The organism is Novosphingobium pokkalii (genome assembly GCF_014652855.1).
Taxonomy (GTDB): domain Bacteria; phylum Pseudomonadota; class Alphaproteobacteria; order Sphingomonadales; family Sphingomonadaceae; genus Novosphingobium; species Novosphingobium pokkalii.
Genome location: NZ_BMZP01000020.1, coordinates 24,546 through 36,847 on the forward strand (window position 1 = coordinate 24,546; position 12,302 = coordinate 36,847).

General features: G+C 68.6%; 9 protein-coding genes. 7 read left to right on the top strand and 2 right to left on the bottom strand.

The features are described 5' to 3' along the window. Window positions 1–76 precede the first annotated feature (76 nt). From IE191_RS17335 to IE191_RS17355, 5 genes are all read left to right on the top strand, one after another. On the top strand, window positions 77–748 hold the full coding sequence (locus IE191_RS17335; RefSeq protein WP_191325643.1) for a helix-turn-helix domain-containing protein: 672 nt from the start codon (window positions 77–79) through the stop codon (window positions 746–748). 65 nt (window positions 749–813) lie between these two features. Then, window positions 814–1,425 carry an RNA polymerase sigma factor gene (locus IE191_RS17340; protein WP_229815574.1) on the top strand — a complete coding sequence of 204 codons (612 nt, stop codon included), beginning with the start codon at window positions 814–816 and terminating at the stop codon, window positions 1,423–1,425. Continuing rightward, a complete protein-coding gene (locus IE191_RS17345; protein WP_191325644.1) occupies window positions 1,394–2,362 on the top strand; it encodes a FecR family protein in 969 nt (322 codons plus the stop codon). The genes IE191_RS17340 and IE191_RS17345 overlap by 32 nt, the downstream gene beginning before the upstream one ends. A gap of 113 nt (window positions 2,363–2,475) precedes the next feature. Beyond that, window positions 2,476–5,268, top strand: coding sequence for a TonB-dependent receptor (locus IE191_RS17350; RefSeq protein ID WP_229815575.1), 2,793 nt, complete (start codon window positions 2,476–2,478; stop codon window positions 5,266–5,268). After that, entirely contained in the window at window positions 5,268–6,467 is a 1,200-nt protein-coding gene (locus tag IE191_RS17355) for a histidine-type phosphatase (protein WP_191325645.1), read from the top strand. Before IE191_RS17350 ends, IE191_RS17355 begins: the two co-directional genes overlap by 1 nt. 17 nt (window positions 6,468–6,484) lie before the next feature. Here the strand turns inward: IE191_RS17355 and IE191_RS17360 are convergent, their stop codons facing one another. Continuing rightward, a complete protein-coding gene (locus IE191_RS17360) occupies window positions 6,485–7,372 on the bottom strand; it encodes a homocysteine S-methyltransferase family protein (RefSeq protein ID WP_191325646.1) in 888 nt (295 codons plus the stop codon). Continuing rightward, window positions 7,369–9,780 (bottom strand): TonB-dependent receptor plug domain-containing protein, encoded by a 2,412-nt coding sequence (locus tag IE191_RS17365; protein ID WP_191325647.1) that lies wholly within the window; start codon window positions 9,778–9,780, stop codon window positions 7,369–7,371. The genes IE191_RS17360 and IE191_RS17365 overlap by 4 nt, the downstream gene beginning before the upstream one ends. A gap of 162 nt (window positions 9,781–9,942) precedes the next feature. On the opposite strand from IE191_RS17365, the gene IE191_RS17370 reads away from it, so the two are divergent. Beyond that, entirely contained in the window at window positions 9,943–11,280 is a 1,338-nt protein-coding gene (locus IE191_RS17370) for an APC family permease (protein WP_229815577.1), read from the top strand. Window positions 11,281–11,379: 99 nt separating this feature from the next. Continuing rightward, window positions 11,380–12,276, top strand: a complete 897-nt coding sequence (locus IE191_RS17375; RefSeq protein ID WP_191325648.1) for a pirin family protein — start codon at window positions 11,380–11,382, stop codon at window positions 12,274–12,276. Window positions 12,277–12,302: the final 26 nt, after the last annotated feature.

Sequence of the window (12,302 nt, forward strand, 5' to 3'; positions counted from 1 at the left end):
GGTTCACGCCTCTGCCGTTGGCGGCGCACTTGAATTTGCGCCATCGCCGTTCCATGCAGAAACGGCAGGAGAAAACATGCCCAAACGCGCAAAAACAGAAGCAGCCGCGCCAGCCGAGGCGGTTATCGAACAGCTCACCACCGTATCGGGGGCGCCCAGCAACGATCCGCGCGCGCTGGAAAAGGCGCTGGGCCTGCGCATTCGCCAGTTGCGCCGGCAGCAGGACTTGTCGGTGGCCGATTTGGCGGCGGCGGCGGGGCTTTCCACCGGCATGCTGTCCAAGATCGAGAATGGGCAGATTTCCGCCTCGCTCACCTCGATCCATTCGCTGGCGCAGGCGCTGAGCGCGCCGATCTCGTCGCTGTTCGCGCTGGCCGAGGAACGGCAGGACTGCTCGTTCGTGGCGGCAGGCGAAGGCGTGAAGATCGACCGGCGCGGCACCAAGTCGGGCCATGTCTATCAATTGCTGGGCCACCTGATGCGCGGCGACCTGGTGATCGAACCCTACCTGATCACCCTGTCGGACGGGGCCAGCCCCTATACCAGCTTTTCCCACGCGGGAACGGAGCTGATCCACATGCTGGAAGGCACGCTGTCGTATCGCCACGGCGATCGCCGCTATGACCTGGCGCCGGGCGACACCCTGCTGTTCGACAGCCAAGCCCAGCACGGGCCGCAAAGCTTTGGCGCGGGCACGATCCGCTATCTCTCGATCATCGTCTATCCGCGCGGCCAGGCGGGCGGGTGAGAATGACCTGTCACGAAGCTGTCTTGAAGGGAGCTTAGCCACCCGGCACGGAAGGACCGCCCCCCGTGCCCACCCAGCTCGCCCATCCCCAGCCTGGCCAAGCCGCCATGGCGCTTACGCCCTCGCACGTCGTGGCCTGGGTGGCGCGGCATGTGGTGCCGGCCGAGCCGCGCGTGCGGGCAGCGCTCTATCGTGCCGGGGTCAGCCCGGCCGATGCCGACGACCTGGTGCAGGAAGCCTATTGCCGCTTTGCCGCGATGGCCGAGGTGGACCACATCGCCGAGCCGGGCGCCTATTTCATGACCATGGTCAAGAACCTGCGCCGCGATGCCCTGCGCCGCGCCGCCGTGGTGAAATTTGAAGACATTACGGAAAGTGCCGCGCTGTTCGTCACCGAAGAAGCACACGGCGTGGAAGCGGTGGTGGCGGCGCGGATGCAACTGCGGCTGGTGGAGCGCCTGCTCGCCAGCCTGCCCGAGCGCTGCGCCACGATTTTCCGGTTGAAGCGGATCGAGGGCCTGTCGCAAAAGGCCATCGCCGCCCAGCTTGGCGTGAGCGAAAGCATCGTGGAAAACGATGTGCAGAAAGGGCTGAAGGCGATGCAACGGGCCATCGCGGAGCCGGCGGGCAAGGAATGGACAGGACTTGAGCAAGGGCGGGCCAGAACAACCGGTTGAAGACGGCACCGCCCATTGGGCGGCCCACTGGGCTGCCCGCATCGACGCAGAGCCCCGATCCGCACACGATCCCGATCTTGCCACCTGGCTGGCCGCCGATCCGCGCCACGCCGGCGCATTGCTGCGCGCGCGCGCCACGCTGGCGATGTTTGCGCCGGGCGCCAAGGCTGAGCCAGAGGCCCAACCGCAGCTCCCGCAACCGGCAAAGACGCAACGGCCCCGGCGCACCATTGCGCTGCTGGGCGGGGTGGGTGCCGTGGCGGCAGCCCTGGCGCTGGCGCTGCTGCCGCGCGGGGGGCTGGCGGTGACCACGGGCGTGGGTGAAGTGCGCCGGCTGGGCCTGGCAGACGGTTCTGCCCTGGCGGTGGATGCCCGCTCCAGCCTGCACGTGGACGTGGCGCGCGGTGGGCGGCGCGAAGTGGCGATGGAGGCCGGTCGCGCCCTGTTCCGCGTGACGCACGATGCCGCCCATCCGTTTCAGGTGGTGGCTGGCGCCGTGACGATCACCGACGTGGGCACCGTGTTTGAAGTGACCCGCGATGAAGAGGCCGGCACCGTGGACGTGATCGTGAGCGAAGGCGCGGTGCGCGTGGCCACGCCGCAGGGCGCCCGCCTGCTGGTGGCGGGCCAACGCGCCCGCTTTGCCGCGCGCGGACCGCTGCCCGCCGCCCGCGCGGTGGACAGTGCCACCCTGGCGCGCACGCTCGGCTGGACCGAAGGGCGGCTCGACCTGGATGGCGAGACCCTGGGCGAAGCCATGGCCGAGATGAACCGGCACAACCAGTTGCAGATCGCGCTGGCCACGCCGGCGCTGGCCGGCGAACCGCTCTATGGTGCATTCCGCCTCAACGATCCCACCGCCTTTGCCCAGGCCGTGGCCGCCAGCGTGGGCGCTCGCACGCGGCAAACTGCCGATGGCTTGGTGATTGAGCGTTAGATGCTTCGGGGCGCTGGCGCATTTTTTTGTGCGGCGCGCTAAGGAAAGCCCCCAGGCCCTTCGTCACCCCGGTGTCCCTGCCGAGAGCGGGATCGTATGAGGGGTTTTTGCAAATGTTCGCGCCGTTTCGCTCCGTCTCGACGCTTGCCCTGGCCGTGGCCGGGCTTTCCGCCATTCCCGCCGCCGCGCAGGGCATGATCGTGCCTGCGGCCGTCACCGTGCATGTGCCGGCCCAGGCCGTGGCCGACGCCGTGCACCAGTTCGCCGCCCAGGCCCATGTCCAGATCGTGGTTTCGGGCAGCATCGCGCGCGGCCATCGCAGCGTGGCGGTGGACGGCACGATGGACGTGTCGGCAGCGCTCGCCCGCATGCTCGGCCAGACCGGGCTGGTCGCGCGCAGCACCGGGCCGGGCGTGTTCGTGATCGTCGCCGAAAAAGGCGCGCTGGCGCCTGCCGCTGCGCAAGCCGAGCCGGGCGCGCAAGCCCCGGAAGGCTCCATTATCGTGACCGGCGTACGCGAGGCGCAGGAACAGGCCGCCGCCGAAAAGCGTGACGCGCTCAACGTGACCGAAACCCTGCGCGCCAACGACGTGGGCAAGCTGCCCGACCAGAACGTGGCCGAAGCGATCAAGCGCCTGCCCGGCCTGTCCGTCGCCAACGACCAGGGCGAAGGCCGCTATGCCATCGTGCGCGGCATCGATCCCGGCCTGCTCAACGTGACGCTCAATGGCCAGACCCTGCCCGCGCCCGAGCCCGATGGCCGCCAGGTGAAGCTGGACGACCTGCCCTCGGCGATGATCCAGGCCGTGACCGTGACCAAGTCGGTGCTGCCCAACCAGGATGCCAACGCGATTGCCGGCGAAGTGGCGATCCGCACCCGCACCGCGTTCGACAGCAAGGCGCCTTTCACCTTCGACGCGCGCGGCGCGATCGGGCGCTATAGCCTGAACCACAAGACCGCGTGGGAAGCCGACGGCACCGTGGGCGGCCGCTTTGGCGCCGACGAGCAGTTCGGCGCGGTGGTTTCGGTCAACTATTCCAAGCGCAACATCGAGAGCGAGAACTACCAGGGTTCGAGCAACTGGGCCAATGGCCTGCCCGATGGCAACGGCATCCGCGACTACAACCTGACGCGCACCCGGCTGGGCGTGGTCGGCAATTTCGACTGGCATCCCTCGCCAACCGCCAAGATCTACCTGCGCACCAGCTATAGCGAATACAAGGACAACGAGACCCGCGACCAGAACCGCCTGGCGATCACCAACGCCACCACGATGGCCGCGACCGCCACGGTGCTGGTGCGCCGCCGGATCGAGAACGACAACACCAAGTCGGCCACGCTGGGCGGCGAGTTTTCCGACGTGGCGGGCGGCACCCTGTCGGTTTCGGGCGGGTGGACCCGTGCGGAAAAGAAAGACCCGCTGCGCAGCGAATTCACCTATTCCACCGCCAAGGGCGGCGTGACCACCACCTACAACGGCGGCACCTATCCCTACACGCTGGCGGCAACGACCGACATTTTCAACACGCCTTCGGCCTTCACGTTCAGCAAGGTGAATTTCGAGACCCGCCATGCCGCCGAGCAGATCTGGCAGGGCCGGATCGACTACAGCCACCCGCTGGGCGGCGATTCCACCTTTGCCGTGGGCGCCAAGCTGCTCTCGCGCGACAAGACCGACGACCATGACCGGCTGGACTACAAGACCACCGGCAAGATCGGGAAGACGGGCGGCGCGCTGGGCGATGTGGACTATGTGGGCGATACCAGCTTCATGGGCGGCCAGTTCGCCATGGGCTCACGGATCGACTATGCCAGTGCCAAGGCCTGGTTCGATGCCAACCCCACGCAATATGCGCTCGATGCCAGCGGCACGCTGTCAGACAGCCTGTCGAGCGACTATCGCGTGAAGGAAGACATCGTCGCCGCCTACGCCATGGCAACGATCAAGACCGGGGCGCTGACCCTGGTGCCTGGCGTGCGCATGGAGCACACCGTGGACAAGGCCTTTGCCAAGATCGTCAACGCCGCCTCGACGCTGACCGATGGCTACAACAGCTATGGCCGCGCGGCCTATACCGACTTCTTCCCCGGCCTGACCGCGCGGATCGATGCGGCGCGCGGCCTGCTGCTCCGTGGCGCGGTGACCACTTCGATCGGGCGGCCCAACTATCCCGATCTGGCGCCCTACGTGATCGCCGATACCAGCGGCACGATCCCTGCCGTCTCGATCGGCAATGCCGACCTGCAACCCTATCGCGCGATCAACTATGACGCGGGCGTGGAATATTACCCGGCGCCTGGCGCGATCCTGTCCGCCGGCTATTTCCACAAGGACATCCGCAACCCGATCTACAGCTTCGGCCAGACCGAAACCGGGGTGACGCTGGGCGGCACGTATTATCCCTCCGCGCAGGTCACGCAGCCGATCAACGTGGACCGCGAGCAGCTTTCCGGCGTGGAATTCAACGTGCAGTACCAGTTCACCCGCCTGCCGGGCCTGCTCGCCGGCTTCGGGATTTCGGCCAACTACACCCACGTGTGGGGCGATGCCCATGGCGTGCAGGTGCGCGACGGGGCGATCCCGCTGGCCTATCAATCGCGCGATGTCGGCAACGTGCAGGTGTTCTACGAAAAGTACGGCCTCTCGGCCCGCGTGGCGTTCAACTATCGCTCGGCCTATCTCGATACCCTGGGCAGCAGCGCGGCGACCGACCAGTATACCGACGGCAATGCCCAGCTCGACGTGCATGTGGCCTATCAGATCAAGCCGCAGTTCACCGTGTTCGGCGATGCCACCAACCTGACCGACGCGCCCTGGCGCCGCTATGAAGGGATCAAGAGCCAGTTGATCGAGCGCGAGCACTATGGATCGATGGTGCGCGGCGGCGTGCAGGTGCACTTCTGATGCGCGCCCGGCTGCTGGCGGGCCTTGCCCTGACTGCCGCTTCCGCCCCGGCCATGGCGCAAGGCGCGCCGGTGGTGGGGCCGGTGGTGGAACAAGTGGTGGTGGTGATGCGCCATGGCGTGCGCCCGCCCACCAAGGACCCGGCCATGCCGGCCGGCTTTGCCAGCCAGCCCTGGCCAGCCTGGCCGGTGGCGCCCGGCTGGCTGACCCCGCACGGCGCGCAGGCGGTGGCCCGGCTCGGCAGCGCCGATGGCCGCGCGTTCCGCGCGCAACGGCTGTTGCCCGCGCGCGGCTGCCCGGCACGCGGGCAGGTTGTGGTGGTGGCCGACAGCGACCAGCGCACGATTGCCACCGCGCAGGCCTGGACCCGCAGCCTGGCGCCGGGCTGCGCGCTGCCGATCGATCATCTGGCGCAGGACGTGGAAGACCCGCGCTTCAACGGCATTGCCCATGGGCTGGCACCCTATGACCCGGCCGCAGTCGATGCAGCAGTGGCCGCAGCGGTCGGCCCCGGTGGCCTGCCTGCGCAGGACGCGCGGATGCAGCCGCTGACCGTGCGGCTCAACGCCATCCTGTGCGGCCCGGCCCGCAGCGATTGCGGCGTGGACCACAAGCCCACCACGATCGCGCCGGCCGTGCCGGGGCAGAAGCCCAAGCTTGCCGGGACGCTCGATCGCGCCTCCACTGCCGCGCAGGTCCTGCTGCTGGAATATGCCGAGGGCAAGCCGGCGCGCGAGGTTGGCTGGGGCCGCGCCAGTGCGGCCGACGTGACCGCGCTTTCGGCCTTTCATGCCCTGGAGTTCGCACTCGTCGCCCGGCCGCGCCCGGTGGCCCGCGCAAACTTTGCCGGGCTGGCGCCGATCGTGCGCCAGGGGCTGACCGGAACGGCCAAGGTCACGATGATCTCGGGCCACGACACGAACATCGCCAACCTCGCCGGGCTGCTCGATGCGCACTGGCAGGTACCCGGCTTTGCCGCTGACGATCCGGCACCGGGCGGTGCCTTCGTGATCGAGCGGCTGCGCGGCGCGGGTGGCGCGCGCCTGGTGCGGGTGCGCTATCGCGCGCAGACGCTCGATGCGATCCGCACCCTGGCCCCGCGCCCGCCGGTCAGCGTGGCCGTGCCGCTGCCCGGCTGCGCGCTACCGGGCCAGCCGACCATCTGCCCGCTGGACCGGTTCCTCGCCCTGCTGGGATAGGAACCGGCGCGGCTTGATCAGGCAAGATCGTGCCGCAACGTGGCGATATGCTCCGGCCCGATGCCGCAGCATCCGCCCAGGATCGTGGCACCTTCGGCTGCCCAGGCGCGGGCAAAGGCGGCATAGCCTTCGGGCGTCAGGTCCGCGCGGATCGGGCTGAGGCCGTTGTTGGCCTCGGCATCGGCACCCTGCGGCGGGAAGGCATTGGCATAGACGCCGATTGCCACGTCGGTGCCGGCCAGCGCCGCTTTCGCCTCGGCAACGGCGGCGGCCATCACTTCGGGCTGGCTGCAATTGAACAGCAGCGCTCTGGCACCCAGCCGCAGTGCGGCAGCGGCGGCTTCGGCCACGCTCTCGCCCGAGCGCAGTTGCGGCGCGGCGGCGGGGTCTTCATCGGCCAGGGTGAAGGAAAGCCACAGCGGCTTGCCCGTGGGGGCGACGAGGTCTGCCACCAGTTCCGCCTCGGCAATGGCCGACAGCGTTTCGGCCTGCCAGTGATCGACATGGGGCGCCAGCGCTTCCACCAGCACGGCCAGCACCGCGCGGCTGCGCGCCAGGTCGATCAGGTCGGGCCGGTAGGAGCCCGAGACCGGCGGCAGCGATCCGGCCACCGCCACCTTGCGCGGCGCGGCATCGGCCACGTCGCGGGCCAGGCGCCCGGCGAGCGCGGCCCATTGCGCGCCATGGGCGTCGAACCGGTCCTGCCCGATGTGGAACGGCACCACGGCATAGCTGTTGGTGGTGATCACGTCGGCCCCGGCCTCGACATAGCGCTGGTGGACCTGCGCCACGAAGTGCGGCGCCTCGATCAGCGCCAGCGCCGACCATTCGGGCTGGCGGAACGGCGCACCGCTGCGCGCCAGTTCACGCCCGGTGCCGCCGTCGAGGATGACCACGCCGCTCACAGGCTCACCGTCAGGCGCGCGTAATAGGCGCCGCCGTTGATGCCGTAGGGCGCGACGTGGGAATAGCGGTCATAGTTGAGCGCCTGGCCGATCTCGGTGGGAATGGCGCGCGGGTGCACGTCGAACAGGTTGGTGGCGCCCACGCCCACCCGCACTTGCGGGTTGATGCGATAGCCCACGTCGAGATCGGTGATCACGCGGCTGCCGGTGTCGATGATGTAATAGGGTTCGGCATAGCCCTGCGCCTGGCGCGCATTGCTGTAGAACGTGTTGCGCAAGGTGACGTCCCAGCCGCCGTGGTTCCATGCCGTGGCGAGCGAGGCCTTCCACGAAGGCGTCGCCGTGGTCAGGTTGGTGCGCTGCACCGCATCGACCAGGGTGAGCCCGGCATCGGCCAGCACGGCGGGCGCGGCATGGACGCGGCGGATCGTGGTATCGACATAGGCCAGCCCGGCATCCCAGCGCAGCGCGCCGAGCAGGGCCACCGGCGTGGTCCAGCTTGCCGTCACGTCCACCCCTTGCGTGCGGGTGTCGACGCCATTGGTGAAGAACACCGCGCTGACATTGTCGGCGGAAAGCCCGGCGGGAATCGTGGTGCCGTTGGCGGCGATCGCCGCCTGGGCCAGGTCGCCATAGAGATAGGCGCTTTCGATGATCCGGTTCTTCACGTCGATGCGATAGGCATCGACCGTGATCGACAGCCCGCGCAGCGGCTCGGCCACGAAGCCCAGGCTGGCGCTGGTGGAGGTTTCCGGCTTGAGCGAAGGCGCGCCGAGCAGGTTGGCGCCGGGCGAGCCGAGCGGCAACTGGATCGAGGCATAGCCGGTGGTCACCGTGGTGGCCGAATAGTTCTGCTGCGCCAGGGTGGGCGCGTGGAACCCGGTGCTGACGCTGCCGCGCAGGGCGAAGCGGTCGGTCACGTCATAGCGGCTGGCCAGCTTGCCGTTGAGGCGGCTGCCCACGCCGTTGTAATGCTCCCAGCGCAAGGCGCCCGAAAGCTCCCACGCCTTGACCGGGCGCAGCGTCAGGTCGGCATAGCCGGCCACGCTGTTGCGATGCACATCGGCCGCGTCACTGGGGCGGAAGCCGGGGAAAGCCTGCGGCCCGCCGGAATAATACGAGGTCGGCTCGCCGGCGCGGATTTCATAGGTTTCATAACGGTTTTCCGCGCCGAACGCGAATGTGGCCGGGCCGGCCAGGCCCACGTCGAACTGGCGCTTCACATCGATGTTGCTGGTCCATTCCGACGCGGCAAAGCCGCCGACGTTGAAATCGGTCTGGGCATTGCCAGTATCGGCCAGCAGATCGGGGTTGATCGTGGTGATGTTGCGCAGCTTGACCACGTCGCGGCCATAGGTGCTGGACAGGTCCACCGCCCACTCCCCGTGAGTCCTGATCCCGCCGGTCACGCTGAAATCGTGCTCGTTCAGGGTTTCCTGCGGGGTGAATCCGTTGGGATAGATCGCGTCCACCGCATCGGAAAACCAGCCGGGCTGGCGCGGGTTCTCGTTCGCGCGCGCCTTGCGCCAGGCATACGTGCCGAAGCTGTAGAAATCGGCCACTTCGCCCAGCGGCCGGGTATAGTCATAGCCACCGCTCAGCACCACCGAGCGCGGCATGCCCTGCACCTTGGCCGGCTGCACGCCGCCGCTGTCGCCGCTGCGGTTGGTGAAATCCTGATAGCGATAGCCGGCCGAAAGATGCAGCACGCCGCCGTCCTTCAGGCTCACGCCCTTGTCGGCATTGGCCTGGATCGCGGCGCCGTCGCCCGCGTAATACTTGCCGCCCTGCACCGAGACGCTGCCCGAATTGGCATCGTCCTTGAGGATCACGTTGATCACCCCGGCGATCGCGTCGGAGCCATATTGCGCCGCCGCGCCATCGCGCAGCACTTCCACGCGGCCGACCGCCGCCTGGGGAATCATGTCGAGATCGACGACGTTCGAGCCTTGCGAAGGATCGCTGTCGGCATAGATGCTGGACGAAAGGTGGCGGCGCTTGCCGTTGACCAGGATCAGCGTCTGGCTGGGCGAAAGCCCGCGCAGCGCAAAGGTGCGCGCCAGGGCGCCCACGTCATAGCCAACAGCCGGCGCGTTGAACGAGGGCAGCACGCTGCGCAGCGAATCGACCAGGTTCGACTGGCCGGTGGCGGTTAGCGTATCGGCCTTGACCACGTCGATCGGGGTGGCGCTCTGCCGCGCCAGGCGGCCACTTTCGCGGGTGCCGGTGACGATGATCGCATCGCCGCTGGTGCCGCTGTCGGCAGCCGTGGGCGCCTCTGCCTGGGGAACTGGGGCCTGGGGAGCTTGGGCCTGGGGCGCGGCCAGCGCGCTCGCGCTCACCGAAAGGCCAAGGGAAACCAGCGCCAGCCGCAGCGGCGCGCGAGAGGAAACGACGGAAACTGCCACGAGAACCCCGGATGGATAGGACGCCAGAAAAATCCACCTAATGACTTGAGTATTATTCGGTCAAATGAGCAGTTCAAAACATGCCAATCCTTGCACGGACTGTGGCAATCGCGCACTAGGACCGCCGACACCCTTGGCCCCCAGCCTTCGGAAAGTACCTGTTTGACCGTCTCGTCCTCCTCGCGCGGCCCGCGCGCCCATCTCGGCATCGGCCAGGCCATGCTGGTCGCCCTGGGCATGGTGATGTCCACCGACAGCCTCAAGACCGCGCCCACCGTGGCGGCCAACGCGCCGGGCGGACATGTTTTGCTGCTGTGGGTGGCGGGCGCGCTCGTCACCATGGTCGGCGCGCTGTGCTATGTCGAAATGGCGGCCGCCTTTCCCGATTCCGGCGGGGAATACAGCTTCCTGCGGCGCGCCTGGGGCGGGCGCCTGGCCGCGCTCTATGCCTGGTCGCGCTTTGCCATCATGCACACCGGCTGGATCGCGCTGATGGCGCACCTTCTGGCCGACTATGCCAGCGCGCTCTGGCCGCTGGGCCATGCCGAGCGCACCGGGCTGGCCCTGGCCATCGTGGCCGCGCTGACCGGGCTCAACCTCGTGCACGTGCGACTGGGCTTCCTCACGCAAGCGTTGCTGGTGGCGCTGGTGGCGGCCGGGTTTGCCTGTGTTACCGCCGCCGGGCTGCTGGTGCCCGCCCCCACCGCTGCCGCGCCCCTGCCCACCGGGGGCAGCGTGGGCGTGGCGCTGATCTATGTCTTCCTGGCCTATGGCGGGTGGAGCGACATGGCGACGCTTTCGGGCGAAGTGCGTGGCGGGCGGCGGGCCATGCTGGCCGTGGTGATCGGCGCGCTGGCGCTGCTGATGACGATCTACTGCCTGATGAACTGGGCGCTGCTGCGCGGGCTGGGCCTGGCCGGCCTGGCCGCCAGCACTGCGCCGGGGGCCGATCTGGCGCGCAGCGCGTTCGGCCCGGTGGGCGCCTGGTTGACCGTGAGCATTGTGGCGATTTCCGCGATCAGCAGCATCAATTCCACGCTCATCGTCTGTTCGCGCGTCACCGCCTCGGCCGCGCGCGACCTGCCCGCGCTGGCGGCCTTGGGCAACTGGCACGACCGGCGCGGCACCCCGGCGCGGGCGACGCTGGCCGTGGGCGGGTTCTCCCTGCTGTTGACGGCGGTTTCGGGCCTGTCGCAAAGCGGCTTTGGCGCGATGGTGGACTACATGACGCCCGTCTACTGGCTGTTCGTGATCCTGGGCATGGCCGCGCTGATCCGCCTGCGCCGCCGCCTGCCCGAACATGACTGGCCGGTGCGGACCCCGCTGTTCCCGCTGTTTCCGCTGGCGTTCATGGCCCTGTCGGCGGCGATGCTGTGGTCCTCGCTCACGCAACTGGGGCCGGGCGCGCTGGCTGGCGCGGCGGTGCTGGCGCTGGGCCTGGTGCTGGGGCAACTGGCGCGGCGCGAGCGGCAGCCGCCGCAAACCGTCCAACAAAGCTGAACGATTTGACCGGCCTTATCGGGATTTCGTGGAACGGCTGCGGCGCGTAAAACGCTATGTGTCAGGCCCGCAACGGGCGCCACATGCAGGAACACCGCCATGACCATCCGCACGCCCGATGTGCCGGGCATCGAATTTGCCCTTCTGCCCCCGGTCCGCGATCTGGGTGAAGGCTTCAAGGTGCGCCGCGCACTGCCTTCGGCCCATCGCCGCATGGTTGGCCCGTTCATCTTCTTCGACCAGATGGGCCCGGCCGCCTTTGCCGGTGGCGAAGGGCTGGACGTTCGCCCGCACCCGCACATCGGCCTCGCCACGGTGACCTATCTGGTCGAGGGCGAGATCCTCCACCGCGATTCGCTCGGCTCGGTCCAGGCGATCCGCCCCGGCGAGGTCAACTGGATGACCGCCGGGCGCGGCATTACCCATTCCGAGCGCACCGGCCCGGACATGCGCGCCAGCGGCGGGCCGCTGTTCGGCCTCCAGGCCTGGGTGGCGCTGCCCGCCCATGCCGAGGAAACCGATCCCGCCTTTGCCCATCACAAGGCCGATGAAATCCCCAGCGTGGAGCAGGACGGCACGCGCCTGACGCTGATTGCCGGGCAGGTCGATGGCCTGTCTTCCCCGGTCAAGACCCTGTCGGACCTGGTCTATGCCGAACTGGTGATCGCCCCGGGCGGCCGCTATCGCGTGGCAGCCGAGCATGTGGAGCGGGCGCTTTACGTGGTGAGCGGCGAGATTACCGTGGGCGGGCAGACCGGCCAGTTCGCCACCAACGAGCTGATCGTGCTCAAGCCCGGCGCCGAAGTGGTGATCGAGAGCACCGACGGCGCGCGCGTGATGCTGATGGGCGGCGAACCGTTTCCCGAAAAGCGCCACATCTTCTGGAACTTCGTCTCGTCCCGGCCCGATCGGCTGGAGCAGGCCAAGGCCGACTGGAAGGACGACCGCTTTGCCCACGTGCCCGGCGAGCACGAGTTCATTCCCCTTCCCGAGTGAAGACGCCCGAGTGAAGACTGTGGCAC